This is a genomic window from Bacillus sp. 205(2023), from assembly GCF_037027485.1.
GTDB lineage: Bacteria > Bacillota > Bacilli > Bacillales > Bacillaceae > Bacillus > Bacillus halotolerans.
Genome location: NZ_JAXCHF010000001.1, coordinates 536,180 through 553,253 on the forward strand (window position 1 = coordinate 536,180; position 17,074 = coordinate 553,253).

At 42.2% G+C, this 17,074-nt stretch carries 21 protein-coding genes and 1 pseudogene; 7 read left to right on the plus strand and 15 right to left on the minus strand.

Features of this window, described 5'->3' with window-relative positions:
- Positions 1-8: 8 nt before the first annotated feature.
- The 5 genes from WA325_RS02310 to cdaS all read right to left on the minus strand — a co-directional run bounded on the left by WA325_RS02310 (position 9) and on the right by cdaS (position 5,437).
- A complete protein-coding gene (locus WA325_RS02310; RefSeq protein WP_105955023.1) occupies positions 9-899 on the minus strand; it encodes an AAA family ATPase in 891 nt (296 codons plus the stop codon).
- An 87-nt stretch (positions 900-986) separates the two neighbouring features.
- On the minus strand, positions 987-1,577 hold the full coding sequence (locus WA325_RS02315) for a superoxide dismutase family protein (protein WP_336183162.1): 591 nt from the start codon (positions 1,575-1,577) through the stop codon (positions 987-989).
- A gap of 142 nt (positions 1,578-1,719) precedes the next feature.
- Positions 1,720-2,955, minus strand: coding sequence for a C40 family peptidase (locus WA325_RS02320; protein ID WP_336183163.1), 1,236 nt, complete (start codon positions 2,953-2,955; stop codon positions 1,720-1,722).
- A 397-nt stretch (positions 2,956-3,352) separates the two neighbouring features.
- Positions 3,353-4,570 carry a macrolide family glycosyltransferase gene (locus WA325_RS02325; RefSeq protein WP_326327429.1) on the minus strand — a complete coding sequence of 406 codons (1,218 nt, stop codon included), beginning with the start codon at positions 4,568-4,570 and terminating at the stop codon, positions 3,353-3,355.
- Between the two features lie 243 nt (positions 4,571-4,813).
- Positions 4,814-5,437 (minus strand): sporulation-specific diadenylate cyclase CdaS, encoded by a 624-nt coding sequence (gene cdaS / locus WA325_RS02330; RefSeq protein WP_336183164.1) that lies wholly within the window; start codon positions 5,435-5,437, stop codon positions 4,814-4,816.
- Positions 5,438-5,702: 265 nt separating this feature from the next.
- On the opposite strand from cdaS, the gene WA325_RS02335 reads away from it, so the two are divergent.
- Both WA325_RS02335 and WA325_RS02340 read left to right on the plus strand, forming a co-directional pair.
- Complete coding sequence (locus tag WA325_RS02335; RefSeq protein ID WP_336183165.1) at positions 5,703-7,061, plus strand: MATE family efflux transporter; 1,359 nt, start codon at positions 5,703-5,705, stop codon at positions 7,059-7,061.
- Positions 7,062-7,076: 15 nt separating this feature from the next.
- Positions 7,077-7,925: an STAS domain-containing protein gene (locus WA325_RS02340; protein ID WP_326327432.1), complete on the plus strand. Its 849-nt coding sequence runs from the start codon at positions 7,077-7,079 to the stop codon at positions 7,923-7,925.
- 28 nt (positions 7,926-7,953) lie between these two features.
- Here WA325_RS02340 and bshB2 read toward each other — a convergent pair whose 3' ends face one another.
- The 4 genes from bshB2 to rarD form a co-directional block, all read right to left on the minus strand.
- Positions 7,954-8,619, minus strand: a complete 666-nt coding sequence (gene bshB2, locus WA325_RS02345; RefSeq protein WP_024121739.1) for a bacillithiol biosynthesis deacetylase BshB2 — start codon at positions 8,617-8,619, stop codon at positions 7,954-7,956.
- A gap of 19 nt (positions 8,620-8,638) precedes the next feature.
- Entirely contained in the window at positions 8,639-8,989 is a 351-nt protein-coding gene (locus tag WA325_RS02350; RefSeq protein ID WP_010334594.1) for a YojF family protein, read from the minus strand.
- A complete protein-coding gene (locus tag WA325_RS02355) occupies positions 8,986-9,264 on the minus strand; it encodes a hypothetical protein (protein ID WP_024121740.1) in 279 nt (92 codons plus the stop codon). The genes WA325_RS02350 and WA325_RS02355 overlap by 4 nt, the downstream gene beginning before the upstream one ends.
- A gap of 74 nt (positions 9,265-9,338) precedes the next feature.
- Entirely contained in the window at positions 9,339-10,235 is an 897-nt protein-coding gene (gene rarD / locus WA325_RS02360) for an EamA family transporter RarD (protein ID WP_059293280.1), read from the minus strand.
- Between the two features lie 98 nt (positions 10,236-10,333).
- On the opposite strand from rarD, the gene WA325_RS02365 reads away from it, so the two are divergent.
- The gene (locus WA325_RS02365; RefSeq protein WP_336183166.1) at positions 10,334-10,789 is read left to right on the plus strand and encodes an Hsp20/alpha crystallin family protein; all 456 of its coding nucleotides are present in this window, start codon (positions 10,334-10,336) and stop codon (positions 10,787-10,789) included.
- Between the two features lie 32 nt (positions 10,790-10,821).
- On the opposite strand, the gene WA325_RS02370 is transcribed toward WA325_RS02365, so the two are convergent.
- Entirely contained in the window at positions 10,822-11,055 is a 234-nt protein-coding gene (locus WA325_RS02370; protein WP_044155524.1) for a hypothetical protein, read from the minus strand.
- Positions 11,056-11,154: 99 nt separating this feature from the next.
- A pseudogene (locus tag WA325_RS02375) lies at positions 11,155-11,255 on the minus strand (transporter); the annotation flags it as partial.
- A 363-nt stretch (positions 11,256-11,618) separates the two neighbouring features.
- On the opposite strand from WA325_RS02375, the gene WA325_RS02380 reads away from it, so the two are divergent.
- Positions 11,619-12,008, plus strand: coding sequence for a tautomerase family protein (locus WA325_RS02380; RefSeq protein ID WP_024121746.1), 390 nt, complete (start codon positions 11,619-11,621; stop codon positions 12,006-12,008).
- Between the two features lie 91 nt (positions 12,009-12,099).
- Here WA325_RS02380 and WA325_RS02385 read toward each other — a convergent pair whose 3' ends face one another.
- Positions 12,100-12,366, minus strand: a complete 267-nt coding sequence (locus tag WA325_RS02385) for a hypothetical protein (protein ID WP_024121747.1) — start codon at positions 12,364-12,366, stop codon at positions 12,100-12,102.
- A 181-nt stretch (positions 12,367-12,547) separates the two neighbouring features.
- Complete coding sequence (yodB, locus tag WA325_RS02390; RefSeq protein ID WP_105955015.1) at positions 12,548-12,886, minus strand: transcriptional regulator YodB; 339 nt, start codon at positions 12,884-12,886, stop codon at positions 12,548-12,550.
- 129 nt (positions 12,887-13,015) lie between these two features.
- Here yodB and WA325_RS02395 point away from each other — a divergent pair, with 129 nt between their 5' ends.
- Positions 13,016-13,624, plus strand: coding sequence for a nitroreductase family protein (locus WA325_RS02395; protein WP_322008783.1), 609 nt, complete (start codon positions 13,016-13,018; stop codon positions 13,622-13,624).
- A 45-nt stretch (positions 13,625-13,669) separates the two neighbouring features.
- On the opposite strand, the gene WA325_RS02400 is transcribed toward WA325_RS02395, so the two are convergent.
- Positions 13,670-14,272: an alpha/beta hydrolase gene (locus tag WA325_RS02400; RefSeq protein WP_202853605.1), complete on the minus strand. Its 603-nt coding sequence runs from the start codon at positions 14,270-14,272 to the stop codon at positions 13,670-13,672.
- An 11-nt stretch (positions 14,273-14,283) separates the two neighbouring features.
- The gene (locus WA325_RS02405; protein ID WP_336183167.1) at positions 14,284-15,195 is read right to left on the minus strand and encodes a ring-cleaving dioxygenase; all 912 of its coding nucleotides are present in this window, start codon (positions 15,193-15,195) and stop codon (positions 14,284-14,286) included.
- Positions 15,196-15,379: 184 nt separating this feature from the next.
- On the opposite strand from WA325_RS02405, the gene WA325_RS02410 reads away from it, so the two are divergent.
- Both WA325_RS02410 and WA325_RS02415 read left to right on the plus strand, forming a co-directional pair.
- Positions 15,380-15,580, plus strand: coding sequence for a DUF3311 domain-containing protein (locus WA325_RS02410; RefSeq protein ID WP_044155515.1), 201 nt, complete (start codon positions 15,380-15,382; stop codon positions 15,578-15,580).
- The gene (locus tag WA325_RS02415) at positions 15,580-17,070 is read left to right on the plus strand and encodes a sodium:solute symporter family protein (protein ID WP_024121753.1); all 1,491 of its coding nucleotides are present in this window, start codon (positions 15,580-15,582) and stop codon (positions 17,068-17,070) included. The genes WA325_RS02410 and WA325_RS02415 overlap by 1 nt, the downstream gene beginning before the upstream one ends.
- Positions 17,071-17,074: the final 4 nt, after the last annotated feature.

Consider the following 17,074-nt stretch of genomic DNA (forward strand, 5'->3'; position numbering starts at 1 on the left):
CACATCCCTCATTCAAACAGAGTTTCTGCGATATTTCGGACCGCCGCCTTTTCACGGTCATCGTCAAGCTTCTCTACAATTCCGCGTTCGATGGCGCGTAGCGGCGGAATATAAGCGGCTAAATCACACGTATCAATTAAAGCTCTGATGGATGCCGCTTCTTCAGACACCTGCCCGTTATTGGCCTGAACGATCAGATCAGAAGACAGCGTGATAAACCGGTCAATCAATTTCTCATCATGAAGAGCAGACTGAGACATGAGTACTTGTTTCAGCAGCTCGCCTTTAATATAAGGCACATCAATGATGACAAAACGGTTTTTAAGCGCTTCATTCAGCGGAACGGTTCCAACATAGCCTTCATTGATGGCAGCAATGACTCCAAACCCTTCTTTTGCCCGAACGACTTCTCCTGTAAACGGATTTGTCATCATTTTTCTGTAGTCCAATACACCGTTTAAGATTGGCAGGGTTTCCGGTTTTGCCATATTAATTTCATCTATATAAAGAAAGTGGCCTTCATTCATGGCCGTTGTCACAGGTCCCGAGACAAACTCGATCGTCGCCTGGCCAGATTGATTTTCAATGGTTTTATAGCCGACCAGCGCTTCAGCATCCAAATCAACTGAGCAGTTGACACTGTGCATCGGTTTATGAAAATAGCTGGACAATGTTTCTGCCAGCTTAGTTTTACCTGAGCCTGTAGGTCCTTTTAACAGGATATTTTTCCCCATCGCTAATGCGATAATGGCATCGAATAAAATGGCTTCATCCTCCGCCTCATAGCCTGATGTCCCGATAAGCGATTGAAATTCTGGAGAAATCGGCTTGCTCTTATATGATAAAAGCTTATTTTGTATATCTTCCGGCAATGTTAAGTGCTGCAATTGAGATGTCATAGACAGGTTTCCTTTCCTATTCGTATTCCATTAACGAGTATACTAAAAAAGCCCCTGTATGCTCAATACAAAAGGGCTCCCGCTATATTACTGTTTCTCGTTATTGCCAGAAAGCGCTCCGCAGACAATTCGCGCTCCTGAATTTCCGCTCGGATTCGTCAAATAGTCGTCAGCCTGTTCATGAATAATAAACGCGCTGCCATCCTGGTCGAGAATATTCAATTTGCTTCCTTTTTGTAAAGAGGTTTCAGGCGCATTCATAATAACATCTACTTTCCCGTCTGCGCCGACCTCAAGATTCGGAAGATCTCCGGCATGATGTCCCATCGGATTATTGAAGCCGTGTTCTTTGTTCAGCGGATTAAAGGGTCCGCCCGCGGATTCAAAATCCGGCCTGACGCACGATCCTTTTTCATAAATATGAAACCCGAGTGAAGCCCCAGGTGTCAGGCTGTGTGCTGAGATGTGAAAATCGAGCCCTTCGTCTTCTGACTCTTTTATTTCAATAAACCCGACTTTTTTGTCTTCTCTATTGACCAGCTGAATCTGATGACGAAACGCTGAGGTTTCTATTACCTTTTTTTCCGGTACCCGCCGCGGATGATCGGGAGGTGTTTCCTGACTGCATCCCGCAAGACCCAGTGCCGCCAGCACGATAAGGAGCAAGAAACGATTCATGCTGTCTCCCCCTTGTTTTTTCTAACAGTCTGGTCAATCATATTCCGATATAAACTAAAAAAAGCCTTTTAAAAGGCTTTTACATTAGGGCAGCAGGACGTCTGCCCAAACGCCCCGTCTGTCTAATGTCGATGCTCAAAGTTTAAAAATAGCTTCGTGCTCCCAGGTAGCGCTGTTTCCAATACGAATTGCTGAGATTAGAAATGCCCACACCGTCGGAGCTTGCATGAATAAAATTGCCGCCGCCCAAGTAAATCCCCATGTGAGACGGTCCGGATTTATACGTCGTAAAGAAAACAAAGTCTCCGACTGACGGCTGGCTGACTTTTTGCATCACATTCCAGTACCCTGCCGTGCTCAGCCTTGAAATAGATGATACTTTATTAATGAGGTAATAAATATAGCCGCTGCAATCGAAACCGGAAGGCGTATTTCCGCCCCAGCGATACGGAACACCGACATATCTTTTTGCCTCCGTTATCATTCTGTCAATCTTTGTTCCAATTTGAACGTTTGATCCTGGTTTGTCTTTCGGGACTGTCTTATTGGAATTATTTGATTTAGTCGTTCCTGAAATGGTGAGAACCTGCCCGATTCGCAGAACATCACTAGACAAATTGTTCTTATCACGGATACTTTGCACAGTGACGCCCAGCTGATTCGCAATCTTCCATAACGAATCGCCTGATTTCACTTTGTATGTAGTTGTTTTTGAAGAATTTGAGTTTGACGGCTTTTTGGAACCGCTGCTCCCGCTATTGGATGAGCTGCTTTTTTTTATTTTTAATACTTGCTTAGGGTAAAGCGTATCTGATGTTAAGCCGTTTAAGGTTTTCAATTCGGCCACCGTCATATTTAAACTGTTTGCGATTTTCCACAGAGAATCACCAAGCTTTACAGTATATGTACTTTTTGATGAGCCTGCAGAATTTGAACCGTTGCTTTTTTTCTGCCCATTCGAACCATTTGAACTGCTTGTCCCTTTAATTTTCAGTTTTTGGCCGGGACGAATCAAATCACTGCTCAGGCTGTTTAAGCTTTTAAGCTCTGAAACACTCATTTTATGATTTTTGGCAATCATCCATAAGGAATCACCATATGCTACGGTGTATGTTGACGTTTTGCTTGAGTTTGATGAGGATGTTTTGCTTTTTTTGCTGCTTTCAGGAACTTTAAGGCTTTGGCCGACATAAAGCATTGACGATTTCAATTTGTTTTCGGATTTCAGTGCTGAAATACTCGTATGATACTGGCGCGAAAGTTTCCAAAGAGAGTCACCGCTTTTCACCTTTATCGTTTTTGCGTCCGCGGGTGCTGCTGCTATCGATGACCCAACAACTGCGGAAACAGCCAAGCCGGCTACGATCTTCTTTTTCATTCATTTAACCTCCTAAACTTTTTATGAGACAAACAGAAATAATTAGTATTCTGTTTCCAAAAATGGCACACATACGTTTTATCGTCACTTTTTTAGCGTTATAAACAAATTTTTATAGATCCGGCAGCAAATTCAGCTTCGTTCGACCTTAAACCTCTAGATAAACACCTAATACTTTACATAATTTGTATAGGTTTATCGAAAGTCTAAGGAACTATTTAAGCGGGGGTAAAATGATTGGTTTATGTTGATGAAAGAAGCAGATTTTCCTCCTTTCCTGTCTGTTTTTCTTTCAATTCTCTATCAAAGTGTCAAATCCCTTCTTCTGACTGCAACTCTGCCCAGCTTTCCGAAACAGTTAAAAGCCTGTCCATTTCAAATGAACAGGCTGTATACACTATGCGTTAGCAGATTGAGTATTGTGTTTAACATATTCAAGAATGCTGTCGGCAGCTTTTTCAGCACCGCCTGCTGCTTTCAGTGACTGACCAATTGCTTTTGCTTTCTCAGCATAAACAGGATTGCTGATCACTTCTTGAATGGTTTCTTTCAGAAGGTTTTCAGACAGCTGTTCTTTTTTCAGCACTTTCCCCGCACCTACTTGTTCCACCTGTTTTCCGACAGCAAATTGATCAGCTCCCATCGGAATGACAATGAGCGGTGTTTCAAAATATAACCCTTCGCTTGTGCTGTTCATTCCGCCGTGGGTGACAAACAAACTGGCTCTTTTCAGGATTTCAAGCTGCGGCACATACGGGCACACAATAAAATTGTGAGGAATATCGTTTAACTCACTTTGTTTAACATGTTTCCCAATGGACAGCACAACTTTTCCGTCAAAGTCTTTGCACACCTCGAGACATTGATTGAAAAACTCTTTTTGATTATTAAAAATGGTTCCCATAGAAATAAACAGCACGTTTTCATTGTCAATCTGATCGAATGGAAAGTCATTGCTTTTGGCTCTTTTTGCAATTGAAGGGCCAACAAAAACATAATTTTCTCCGAATTGCTCAGCCATTGGCTGAAATTCTCTTGACGTAAAGACAATCGTCAAATCTCCATCGGACGAAAAAACGTCAAACGGCTTGGTAATTCCCGCTTGAAACTCGGCATTTAAGGTTTCTGCGAGCTGCTGATAGGATTCGTAATAAGGTGAGTCTTCAAATGGTCTGCTATTGAAGGTGTCCATCATTTCCTTTAAAAAATCCTCATTCATTGCAAAGGTCGTACATAATGAAAATCTCGGCAGCTTCAGCAGATTGGCAATGATTTTACCGGCCAGGAAATGGTGATCATATATGACATAATCATATGATTCGTTTTTCACTTCATTATAAATATGGGTGGCGATGTCCTTACACCCTTTCAAAAAGGCGCATATCATTTCGGCAAAATCTCTTTCCTCATTACCAGTTGCGTTTTTTCCGAAATATTCTTCTCTAAAATCGTTATATTCACGAAATTCAATATCAAGCGCGGTGATTTTTTCTTCATATTCCTTTACTGCATAGTAAGTAATGTTTTCTCCTCGTGATTTCAGCTCCTTCATTACACCGATAGACGGATTAATATGGCCCTCTCCCGGAAAACCGATCATTAATACATTAGCCATGCGGCACACCCTCCCATTAAAATTTATGTAATATTTTATACAGTACTATAAATACAAAATCAGGTAAAGTATTTAACTTTATTAATATTAACCCAATATAACTTTTATACTAGGTTACATTTCCTGACTTTCTATTTTCAAGAAAAAAAGCATTCAGTATGGCATGAATGCTTTTAAAAAAGAGTTCTATTCCAGTCATTTTGTCTCATGAGACGAAAGCTGTTCGGGTCCTTTTGTTTATTTTTATGTTCTCGGTGAGATGAGCGGATATAACACACCGTCCTTCGCAAACGACATCTTGCCTGTTTCCTCAGAAACAACCAGCACAAGCGCATCTGTATATCCAGACATCCCCAAAGCCGCCCGGTGCCTGGTTCCCAGATGAATATCCACTTCTTGTGTCGTCAGCGGGAGAACGTTTCCGGCTGAGACGAGTGTATGGTCCCTCACTAATAAAGCGCCGTCATGAAGAGGGTTTCCCGGGAAAAAGATGCTTTCAATTAATGAAGCACTGATTTCTGCATGCAGCGATGTTCCTTTTTGGATAAATTTGTCAACCGGGTCTGCCCTTTCAATGACAATTAATGCGCCATGCTTATTTTCCGATAAATTTTTAATCGCCTTGGCCAGTTCCACAAATGACGGTGTAAATTGTTCAATGTATGATTGCAAATAAAAGGATGAGGCAATGCCGTGCATATTCTGAAAAATACGTCCCAAGTCATCCAATTCACAAAGGAGGCATTGATCTTTTTCGTGTAACGTTTTCAAAATAAGAGAAGCATCCCCTAGTATCTGTTCTAAATGCGATTGTATCTTTGCCGTGAATACACTTTCTGTCATCTGTTCGTAATGCATGGGCCTCATCTCCTTTTCATATTTTCAACTTTGCACGCATGCTTATCTTATTGATGTACATTCTATTGGTAAAGGAGGTATGTAAAGAATGGAAATGGAAAGAATCATTCAATATATCTGCACCTTTTTAGGCGTTATTTCGCTTTCTTTTATTTATGCCCAAATGTTTAGAAAAACGAAACCGACAAAAAAAGAATAGGCCAGGCGTTCATTGCTTTTTATACATAAAATGTTATAATTTCTCTCGTTATGATAAAGAAACGGGGATCAATGTATGAAAGAAACCAAAAACGCCGGACAAAAGATAAAACAGCTTTTGCACATTTTAATTCCGATTTTAATTACTCAGGCGGGGCTTTCTCTCATGACCTTTTTAGATACGGTGATGTCAGGGAAAGTCAGCGCCGCCGATTTAGCCGGTGTGGCCATTGGATCAAGTCTTTGGACGCCTGTCTATACTGGACTGGCAGGTATATTAATGGCTGTCACCCCGATTGTCGCACAGCTATTAGGCGCTGATAAAACCAAACAAATTCCCTTTACTGTCTTACAGGCTGTATATGTGGCCGCGCTTCTAAGCATTGCCGTTTTAGCGGTTGGATATGGAATAGTTGATCCTGTTCTGTCCCGATTGAACCTTGAGGCTCACGTATATGACATTGCTAAGCACTTTTTAGGGTTTTTATCTTTGGGGATTTTTCCTTTATTTGTTTACACCGTTTTGAGATCGTTCATTGACTCATTAGGAAAAACACGAGTGACCATGATGATTACGCTATGTTCACTGCCGATTAATTTTGTGTTAAACTACGTATTTATTTTCGGAAAATTCGGCATGCCTGCCCTTGGCGGAGTCGGCGCCGGAATTGCATCAGCGCTTACGTATTGGTGCATCTGTATCATCAGTTTTATCATCATTCATAAAGCAGCGCCGTTTTCTGAATATGGCATTTTCCTTACCATGTATAAGTTCTCTTGGCAAGCGTGCAAAAATATGCTGAAAATCGGACTGCCCATCGGGTTTGCCGTGTTTTTTGAAACGAGCATCTTCGCGGCTGTCACTTTGCTGATGAGCCATTTCAATACAGTGACCATCGCGTCCCATCAGGCCGCCATGAACTTTGCGTCACTTTTATATATGCTGCCGCTCAGCGTGTCCATGGCTTTAACGATAGTTGTCGGGTTTGAGGCAGGAGCAGCTCGTTTTAAAGACGCTCGCTCTTACAGCTTTATCGGCATCATGATGGCAGTAGGCTTTTCTTTGTTAACAGCTGCCTGTATCCTTTTATTCAGAGAGCAAATCGCAGGCATGTACACCTCTGATCCGGATGTCCTCAGGCTAACGCAGCACTTTTTAATTTACGCGCTGTTTTTTCAGCTTTCTGATGCTGTGGCAGCACCTATTCAGGGCGCCCTCAGAGGATATAAAGATGTCAATTATACACTTGCAGCCGCTTTTATTTCTTATTGGGTTATCGGCCTTCCTGTCGGTTATGCGGTCGGCACGTTTACAGGACTTGGCGCGTTCGGTTATTGGATCGGGTTAATTGCAGGGCTAGCGGCAGGAGCAGTCGGGCTGTTTTTCAGGCTGGTTAAACTGCAGAAGCGTTATTTATTGAAACAGGAATTTTAAAAGAGGTGATATGACATGGCACAAAATCAGAAATTATATGAGTATCTGTCTCAGCATGCAGAAGAAATAAGTTCTACATGGTATGAAACAATCGAGGAAACTGATCCGAATTCAATCTATGCATCAACAGACCCGGCCGTCATTAAAAATTTAAAGAGCCAGAATCTTGCTTTCAATTATAAGATCAGCCGTATCTTTATAGATGAAGAAGAGGTATACTTGCCCATTCTAAAAGCCTGGGCATTTGAAGTCACCCAGGATCAAGAGCATTTAAAAACGCCTATCCACTATATTATCCGTGAGTTTGTCAGAGTGAGAGACTTGTATATTTCCTATGTGAAGGACTTTGTTCATATCAATCAGGATACCGTGAAAAGCGAAGAAGCCGAGGATTTGTATCACACCCTTATTAAGGCGTTTGATCTTGTGATTCATATTTTTATAGAAGAAATGTACAAAAACACAAGCCTTCAGCTTCAAGCCCAAAAGGATATGATCACTGAATTGAGCGCACCGGTGATCGTGCTGTTCCACAGTGTAGGACTGCTTCCGTTAATCGGTGATATTGATACCGTCCGCGCTAAATTGATCATGGAAAATGCATTGAATCAATGTGCGAAAAAAAAGGTGACGCAGCTTTACATTGACTTGTCCGGAGTAGCGGTAATTGATACCATGGTTGCCCACCAGCTGTTCAGTCTGATTGAGGCGCTGCGTTTGATCGGCGTTTCATCCACATTGTCGGGGATCCGCCCGGAAATTGCGCAAACCGCGGTTCAGCTCGGTTTGTCTTTTGAGGACATCTCACTGAGATCTACTCTTGCATCAGCGATTGCATCTGACTTGAAATTAAAAAAGGTATAAGGTCCCTCAAGGGCCTTATACCTTTTTTTTAATCATTCCATTGATATGTCCAATACACTTCTTCTTCAAACCATGTTGCCATCACAGGTTCATTGTTTTTCAGTTTTTCCTCAAGCTCTCGGAGCATACCTTCCGTCTGGGTGCGATGAGCTCTTAACGCGTTCATTTTAATATCTGCCACTTCTTTGATATCAAGTACGACGTCTGCTTCGCCAAGCACCTCTTCCCTATTGCGTGTAATAGCCATGCATAGTGTGCGCGGACGGTCTTCTTTCTTTTTGCGGTACAATGCGCGGATGACCGCTTCCCCGCATGCATCATGGTCAGGATGCACGCCATGTCCCGGATAAAATGTGACAATTAAGCTTGGTTTTACATCATCTATGATTTCTTCCATGATATCAGCTAAATATTCATCGTCTTCAAACTCAAGCGTTTTATCACGAAGTCCGAGCATTCGCAGATCATTGATATCCATTTCTTTGCAGGCGTTGATAAGCTCTTGTTTTCTTAATAATGGCAAGGTTTCCCGATTGGCAAAAAATGGATCTCCCATATTTCTGCCCATTTCGCCTAACGTAGCGCAAGCATATGTAACGGGCACATCTTTTTTTCTGTTTAAAGCAATCAGACCCGCCACACCGTATGATTCGTCATCAGGGTGAGGCAGGATTACAAGCACGTGTTCTTTCATTATTTTTTCACCCTTTTCTTTAAACTGTGAACGGTTTTTCACTGATTTGAAGTGAAATAGCCAGTTTTCCGCCCGGCAAGTGTCCTGCCATTAATAAGCGGTTTTCTTCATCCACTGTGTACTCAGTCAGGCCTTCAGCATAAATCCAGCCCTCTTCTGTTTTTAAGCCGACCCGGTAAGGCCCGCTCCCTTTGATTTTAGCTTGATGATAGGTTACCTTCGCATTGCGTATATAAGCAACAACCGTCATGTTTTTTTCATTTAAATGTGCCGAGTAAGAACCGGTTGTGGTTTCTAAATGGATATATACAGGGCGGTCCGCATATCGTTCTAAAGATGCTTGCACATCTTCTTTTATGATTGCTTTCATAATTGCTCCCCTCTTTCTACTTTTAAATACTGTACGCGTTCTGTATGTAATTTGACCAGTTGATATTTGACAGCCGGTTCCAGCTGTGAATTCACAATGCGCTGTATAGCGGCATAATATTTTTCCAGCATAGGTTTACGGAGTCTCGGATGTGTTCTCTTATCCAAAAGCTCAAGATCAATTGCCTCTGTAACCGATTCTGCATCTTCGTTTGAGAAAGAGCGGCTGTTCCATAGCGAGGCGTATGCTTTTCCTATTTCTATATCATTGTCCATCGTCCTGCTCCTTTATGTCTTACATACATGAAATGATTATACATAATATATACTCAAACTGAAAAGCCAAAGGCTCAATGGCTTTTTGATGCCCGTTTCCATTTCACTTGTGAAAACGTAAACAAGACTAATGCAGCCCATATACAGGCAAAGGTAAATGCCTTCGAGCTTGAAAATGGCTCATGGTAAATGAACAGCCCGATCAGCAAGGTGATGGTCGGTGCAATATATTGTAATATACCGACTTGATACAGCGGCAGCCGCTTCGCCCCTTCAGCAAACAATAAGAGCGGCAGCGCGGTAAACACACCGGCAAAAAAGAGAAGCACCCATGCCCCGCCGCTTTCTGCACCCGCAGGCTGAATATGGCCGCTAAGCAGCAAATACCCCAATGCAATCGGCATAATCATGAATGTCTCCAGCGTTAAACCGATAGCGCTTGAAAGACTTGTTCTTTTTTTGGTAAATCCGTATAAGCCAAAGCTGAATGCAAGCAACAGCGCGATGTACGGAATGGAGCCGTATTGAAACGCAGAAATAATAACGCCGGCTGCCGCAATAGAAACTGCAACCAATTGAAGGCGATTCAGCTTTTCCTTTAAAAACAAAATGCCGAGAAGAACTGACACAAGCGGATTGATGTAGTAGCCAAGACTTGCTTCTAGCAGAAATCCATGATTGACAGCCCATATGTATACAAACCAGTTAACCGAAATGAGAATTGAAGCGAGAAATAAAGATAGTATGCCTCCGTTCTTTTTTAAAGACCGCAGCTCATGCCACCCCGTTTTCCATTGACGCAAGAAAAAAAGCACGATACACATAAAAACAAAAGACCAAATGATACGGTGAGCTAAAATATCAAGTGCCGGGAGCTGTTCAAGAAGCTTCCAATAGAGCGGAAACAGCCCCCACATCGTAAAGGAAACGGCTGTGTAAAGAACGCCTTTTTTTGTTTCTGATTGATGCATAGTTTGTCCCTGCCTTTCTTTAGAGCATCTTATATTATATCACGTGAAAGATCGAGCAGGCATATACTATTTTGTCAGTGAAGAAAGGTGTGACGAAGATGTTTGAGTGGAACAAGTACTTTCCTTTCCAAAATCAATTTTCCAAGGAAGCATTAAAAAAGGCCGATCCAAAAGAGGTTGAGCATTATGTAAACAGTGTAATGGAAAATGTGTTCGGAAATGATTACGCGGCTCAATTTCCATTTCGCGATCCTCTCCCGACTAAAGAAAAAACACAGCGCACCGAACCTGATATAGATATATTCGAAACAGCAGACCATGTGTTTGTAAAGGTTTCAGTAAACGAAAGCCAGCTGGAACAGCTCAAAATTAAACATACATCCCATACATTACTGATTGAACATTTCCCGGGTTTGACGCATCCTAAAAAAGTAAATCTTCCCTGTCTTGTCAAGCGGAAAGGAACGAAAGCCGTATATAAAGACGGCCATCTGGAAGTCATGTTTCATAAACAGCAGGACTACAATATGTCCGAGGTAGAAATTATGCGATAAAAAACGGCCTGCACAGAAGCAGGCCGTTTTTGCTAATAAAAACCGGGATAACCTCCGCCATACGGTCCCCCGGGGCCGTATGGCGCACCTCCGTAACCGTAAGGAACAGGCGGATACGCATAGGGACGCGGATAATTAAAAAGAGCACTCCCAAGAAAACCGCCTAATAAACCGCCGACTAAAGGAGCGCCAAACAAAAAAGGGTTTCGTTCCGGGTATCCGGCCGGACCTGGGTTCCCGCGATAATACGAGTGTTGAGGGTACATGATTATTTCCTCCTTTATGTCTGCCTATATGTAAGATATTCATCCAGGAAGAAAAACGATTGGGCTATTGTTATATTGATTTTTACTGATAAAGCATTATTACAAAAATAGTCCGGCCAATAAAAAACAGCCCAGTCCTGTACCGAGAGGACCGTTGTGAGCAGCGTCCATGTTTGAAACGTTTCCTTCATGCTCAAGCCGTCAGAAATAACAAAATAAAAACCCCGGCAGCAATGATAAAAATCGGCATGGCTAACCTCCATTTTCATGTTGTTTTTGACAATATCTCCGGATGTTTGTTAGAAAATGTTTTCATTTTTAACGAAATAGGATCTTCATGGTAATATAATTGTCATCTTTTGATCAACTATTATTTCATGCTAATCTCCTAATCAATTGCTGCCAATAATATTTATGATTTCATAGGCTGCCAGACAACAACATAGTTATATATTGATCAATTATTGGTTATGTGTTATGTTTTTATCTATCGATTGGCTTCAGATAACAAAACAATGTGATAACATGCTGATAAAATCAGTGTCACAAAAGGAGGAATTCAAATGCCATTATTACGTTTCGATCTGATAGAAGGCCGTGATCAAAAAGCATTACAATCGCTATTAGACACTGCTCATCAAGCGATGGTAGAAGCGTTTGGCGTGCCGGAGAGTGACCGATATCAAATTGTGCACCAGCACCCCGCGAATGAGCTCGTGATTCACGATACCGGATTAGGATTTCATAGAAGCAAAGATTTGATCGTGATCAGCATTACAAGTAAAACAAGAACAAAGAGCCAAAAAGAGAAATTATATGCCTTGCTGGCTGAAAAACTAGAAGCAGAATGCGGTATTTCCCCGGAAGACCTAATGGTTTCCATTACGGAAAACGGAGATGCTGATTGGAGTTTCGGGCTCGGCGAGGCACAATTTTTGAATGGTAAGTTATAAGATGGTGAAACTTCTTCATCTGCTTTACACTTAGCAAATGGCCAGTCAATGAAATAAAAAAGAGAGATCCTTATTCAAGACCTCTCTTTTTTTATTTCTTTTTCAAAAAAGCAGAAATAACCAGAATGAAAACAGCCAGCAAAACGAAATATAACGGTGTGATCCAGATTTGGTGGATAGAATCAGGGTCTCCCTTTTTATACCCAGTTTCGATGCCTATGTAATTCCAATGAAAGCTGACAGGGTTTTGATCGTATATATAAAATTCAGGCAGATAGAGCTCCGGTTTGCTGATTTGTACAACAAGATAAATGATGATTCCCATTAACAACAGGATAGCTGTTAGTAACTTTTTCACGGAAGGATCCTTTCCTATTTTTGTATGTTGACATCATCCTAACATCTCTTTTTATATATGTAAAATAAAAGCTGATTCATAACATGGCTCCTAAAATAAAAAGTCATGTAAACGGTATGACCCACTTACATGACTTTCTCACTGATACAAACCATTTCTGCGGATACTCTGTTTCTTTCCATTATTTCTCTTCTTCGCACACTGTAACACCAGGCTCACAAAATTGATCGGCCCACGCTTGCATTTCTTGAAATACGGCTTGCAGCGCGGTTCCTTTTTCAGTCAGCGTATAGATCACTTTTACCGGTGTCTCGGGAAGAACCCGACGTTCAACAATCGCGTTTTGCTCTAGCTCTTTAAGGCGCTCTGCCAGCATTTTTTGGCTGATCATCGGTATGGTTTCCGTTATCTCTTTAAATCGTTTCGGCCCATCCATTAGTACATGGATGATCAGACCGTTCCATCGTTTTCCCAGCAATGAGAAAGCTGACTCCATTTTAGGGCACATTGTATTTCCCACTAGTCTTCATCCCTTCATCTATTGTTTGACAAGTATTCACTGATCCATTAAAATTATCTTTCAAGTTACATTTAGTAAGCTTCTAACTTTTCTATTATCATACCACGTTTACCCGAAGGAGGAAACATTATGACTGATACTCTGGACATTTTGCAAGCACGGGCATCTGTTAAGGAATATGATACCAATGCCCCGATCTCTAAAGAGGAACTGACTGATCTTTTGGAGCTCGCCACTAAAGCGCCTTCTGCATGGAATCTGCAGCACTGGCATTTTACAGTTTTCCACAGCGATGAATCAAAAGCGGCTCTTCTGCCTGTAGCATATAACCAAAAACAAATTGTTGAATCTTCTGCTGTCGTTGCCATTTTAGGCGATCTAAAAGCGAATGAAAACGGTGAAGACGTTTACGCTGAACTGGCAAACCAAGGTTTCATCACGGATGAAATCAAACAAACGCTTCTTGGCCAAATTAACGGTGCTTACCAAAGTGAACAGTTCGCACGCGATTCCGCTTTCTTAAATGCTTCATTGGCTGCTATGCAGCTTATGATTGCCGCAAAAGCGAAAGGTTATGACACCTGCGCAATCGGAGGATTTAATAAGGAGCAGTTCCAAAAGGAATTTGATATCAGCGATCGCTATGTTCCGGTGATGCTTATTTCTATCGGGAAAGCAGTGAAACCTGCACACCAAAGCAACCGCTTGCCTCTATCAAAAGTATCAACTTGGCTGTAAATCTAAGAAAAACCTTAGTCCGGATAAACACGGACTAAGGTTTTTTTATTGAAACGTATCTTTGTACCATTGGCGAGCCTGTTCAGCTTCATGCTGCGTGAGCTGATGGCCCCCATCCTGCCAAAAAACTGAAGCAGATGCCCCGCTGTCAAGCAAACAGCGGTGAAGCTCTTCCGATTCTTCCTTTGTGCAAAGCGGATCATATTTTCCCGCCCCAATGAAAACAGGAAGCCCTGTCATATCGGGAAGCTCAAGCCCCCGTATCGGCACCATAGGATGATGCAGAATAGCCGCCTTTAAAACATCCGCATAATGAAAAAGCAGGCTCGCCGCGATATTTGCGCCGTTTGAGTAACCGACTGCAATCACTCGGCTCCGGTCAAACTGATGCGTTTCTGCCGCCTCGTCGATAAAATCTTTCAATTCTTTTGTCCGCTCAACGAGATCCTTTTCATCAAATACACCTTCGCTGAGGCGTTTGAAAAAGCGCGGCATTCCATTTTCGAGCACTGATCCCCTGACGCCGAGCAAATGAGCATCCGGATCTATAAAACGGCCCAATGAAAGGAGATCATGCTCATTTCCTCCGGTTCCATGTAACAGCAGTAAGACGTTATCAGATGTCCCTTTTTCAAAAATATGCTTCATCATGTCTCCTCCTACAATTCAGGCAAAATATCTGTAATTTGTTTGCGGTGTTGCTCCAGCCATTCAGGCAGCTTTAAGGATGTCCCCAGCTCATCAAACGTTTCATCTGTCATAAAGCCTGGTTCATCTGTGGCAATTTCAAATAAAATGCCGCCTTTTTCCCTGAAATAAATTGATGTGAAATACTCCCTGTCCAGAATTTCTGATGAAGGGAGATGTTTTTCAGCAATAAGCGGCTGCCATTTGGCCTGCTCCTCACTCGTTGTCCGAAACGCTATATGATGAACTGTTCCATAACCTCCGACGCCTCTTTTTTCCGGCTGCAAATGAACGTCAATCACGTTTCCGACAGCCGCTGCGGATTTCAGTCTAACGATCTGATCTTCTTCCGCTGCTTTGCTGTATCCGAAGCTTTCCTCTAACAATTGAATCGTTGCTTGCGGATCATAGGAGTACAGCAGCACGCCTCTCATTCCGGTGATGGCTTCATGTTCTGAAATGCCGTCAGGTGTCCACTCGCTTTTTCCGCTTTCGCCGTCTTCCATGATTGCTAACGGAAGGTCTTCTGTATCATCAAAGATCAGCGCGTGTTCCCCGCATAGCATTTTCTCCTCTGCATTCAGTCCATTATTTTGAAGGCGTTCCTTCCAGAAAGCCAGAGAGCCTTTAGGGACTGAAAAGTAAATCCGGCCGGCTTGGCCTTTCCCTACCGTCCCCTGCCCGCTTCCTTGGAACGGGAAAAAGGTAATAATGGTCCCTGGATCTCCATTTTGATTCCCAAAGTAAAAATGATATGTTCCCGGGTCATCGAAATTCACTGTTTTTTTGACAAGCCGAAGCCCGAGCACTTCTGTATAAAATCGCAAATTTTCTTGCGGATCTCTGGCAAATGCTGTAACATGATGCAATCCTTCTGTTTTCATCTTTTCACTCCTAAATTATCTTGATTTCGAGATATTTATTATTTTAAACCTATAATGTGCAGGATGCAAACCATGTGATTTAATTGAATAATTGAAAAAATCATTTTTTTCTAATAATTATCTTGTGATCTTATCTTACAACTGCTATTATAGTGAGCATTATCATCTTTCAGGAGGAAAGTAAATGGTTAAAAAAGCACTTATTGTTATACTCATCATTTTACCATTCATTCAGCTTGCACTTTTGCCGTTTGTGAATCGAATCGAACCGATTATTTTCGGCCTTCCTTTTTTCCATTTTTGGCTGCTGCTGTGGATTATTATTACGCCGGTATGTTCGTTTGGCATTTACCTGGTGCAAAAAAAAGATGGAGGAATTGAATAATGCAAGGAAATCTCACTGCACTTATGATTACGGCTATTATCGTATTAACTGTTGTCTGTATCGGATTTCTCGCCGGGAGAGACAAATCATCGCGAACCTCGGTGGAAGAATGGTCTGTCGGCGGCAGACGTTTTGGAGGCCTTCTCGTTTGGTTTTTAGTAGGCGCTGACCTTTACACGGCATATACTTTCTTAGGTTTGACCAGTACGGCTTACACAGGCGGAAGTGTTGCGTTTTTTGCTATTCCTTACTCCGTATTGGCTTATTTTATCGCCTATTTCTTCCTACCGAAACTTTGGAAAGTTGCGAAAATTCACAAATTAACAACTCTCGCTGATTATGCGCGGGAACGTTTTGACAGCAAGCTGTTGGCAAGTCTCGTTGCAATTGTCGGTGTCCTGATGCTTATCCCATATATCTGTCTTCAGCTTAGCGGAATTCAAGATACGCTTCAGGTAGCGGGCACCGGCTATATCAACGTAAAGTTCGTTGTCATCATCTCATTCATTCTAGTTGCTCTGTACACGTTTTTCAGCGGGATTAAAGGGCCTACTTTTACAGCCATTATTAAAGATATTTTAGTATGGGTGATTATGCTGTTTATGGTCGTTTCCCTCCCTCTTATTCATTTCAACGGCTGGACGCCGATGATTGATACATTGGTGAAGGAAGCGCCGCAAATGCTGACGATACCGACAGAGGGCCCAAAAGGCATCCCTTGGTTTATTACAGCATCTATTGTATCCGCCTTGGCACTTTTTATGTGGGCGCATGCCGCTACAGGTGTATTTACGGCGAAAAGTGCCGATGCAGTTAGAAAAAACAGCATGTTTTTGCCGCTTTATAACATCGTTTTAATCTTAGTTATTTTCCTTGGTTTTATCGCTTTTCTTGTGCTGCCGGAAGATACAAATCCAAGACTGGCGCTGCTGCATCTGATTCAGACGTCTTACGGCGGCGTGGCACAAGGTTTTGCATACGCCACTATCGCTTTAGCTTCATTGATCCCTTGTTCGATCATGGCTATCGGAGCATCGAATTTATTTGCCAATAACTTATACCGTGACTTGATTCATCCAAATGTGTCACAAAGCAAACTGACCCTTATTACACGTTCCATGGTATTTGTCGTGATCGGTCTTGCTCTTCTATTTGGAATGCTGTTCCCGACTGCCTTAGTAACACTTCAGCTTTTAGGCGTTTCCGGTATGGTGCAGATCTTCCCCGCGATTGCCGTCAGCTTATTCTGGAAGAACCAAACGAGAGAGGCGACAGTGATCGGATTATTAGCCGGCCTTGCGGTTACGTTTATTGTGTATATCACTCAATCTGCACACGGCATTTATGAAGGTTTCTGGGGATTGTCCGCCAATATCATCGCTGTAATCATTCTCAATCCGCTGTTTGTAAAAAGAGCAGGTTCAAATCCAGTCAAAGAAGGTTTATTTGGTAAAAAAACTGAACCGAATCCGAATCAGAAGGGTGCTTAAAAAA

Coding starts and splice junctions, on each gene's coding strand:
- WA325_RS02310 (WP_105955023.1), bottom strand. CDS start 899: ATGACATCTCAATTGCAGCACTTAACATTGCCGGAAGATATACAAAAT.
- WA325_RS02315 (WP_336183162.1), bottom strand. CDS start 1,577: ATGAATCGTTTCTTGCTCCTTATCGTGCTGGCGGCACTGGGTCTTGCG.
- WA325_RS02320 (WP_336183163.1), bottom strand. CDS start 2,955: ATGAAAAAGAAGATCGTAGCCGGCTTGGCTGTTTCCGCAGTTGTTGGG.
- WA325_RS02325 (WP_326327429.1), bottom strand. CDS start 4,570: ATGGCTAATGTATTAATGATCGGTTTTCCGGGAGAGGGCCATATTAAT.
- cdaS (WP_336183164.1), bottom strand. CDS start 5,437: ATGAGGCCCATGCATTACGAACAGATGACAGAAAGTGTATTCACGGCA.
- WA325_RS02335 (WP_336183165.1), top strand. CDS start 5,703: ATGAAAGAAACCAAAAACGCCGGACAAAAGATAAAACAGCTTTTGCAC.
- WA325_RS02340 (WP_326327432.1), top strand. CDS start 7,077: ATGGCACAAAATCAGAAATTATATGAGTATCTGTCTCAGCATGCAGAA.
- bshB2 (WP_024121739.1), bottom strand. CDS start 8,619: ATGAAAGAACACGTGCTTGTAATCCTGCCTCACCCTGATGACGAATCA.
- WA325_RS02350 (WP_010334594.1), bottom strand. CDS start 8,989: ATGAAAGCAATCATAAAAGAAGATGTGCAAGCATCTTTAGAACGATAT.
- WA325_RS02355 (WP_024121740.1), bottom strand. CDS start 9,264: ATGGACAATGATATAGAAATAGGAAAAGCATACGCCTCGCTATGGAAC.
- rarD (WP_059293280.1), bottom strand. CDS start 10,235: ATGCATCAATCAGAAACAAAAAAAGGCGTTCTTTACACAGCCGTTTCC.
- WA325_RS02365 (WP_336183166.1), top strand. CDS start 10,334: ATGTTTGAGTGGAACAAGTACTTTCCTTTCCAAAATCAATTTTCCAAG.
- WA325_RS02370 (WP_044155524.1), bottom strand. CDS start 11,055: ATGTACCCTCAACACTCGTATTATCGCGGGAACCCAGGTCCGGCCGGA.
- WA325_RS02380 (WP_024121746.1), top strand. CDS start 11,619: ATGCCATTATTACGTTTCGATCTGATAGAAGGCCGTGATCAAAAAGCA.
- WA325_RS02395 (WP_322008783.1), top strand. CDS start 13,016: ATGACTGATACTCTGGACATTTTGCAAGCACGGGCATCTGTTAAGGAA.
- WA325_RS02400 (WP_202853605.1), bottom strand. CDS start 14,272: ATGAAGCATATTTTTGAAAAAGGGACATCTGATAACGTCTTACTGCTG.
- WA325_RS02405 (WP_336183167.1), bottom strand. CDS start 15,195: ATGAAAACAGAAGGATTGCATCATGTTACAGCATTTGCCAGAGATCCG.
- WA325_RS02410 (WP_044155515.1), top strand. CDS start 15,380: ATGGTTAAAAAAGCACTTATTGTTATACTCATCATTTTACCATTCATT.
- WA325_RS02415 (WP_024121753.1), top strand. CDS start 15,580: ATGCAAGGAAATCTCACTGCACTTATGATTACGGCTATTATCGTATTA.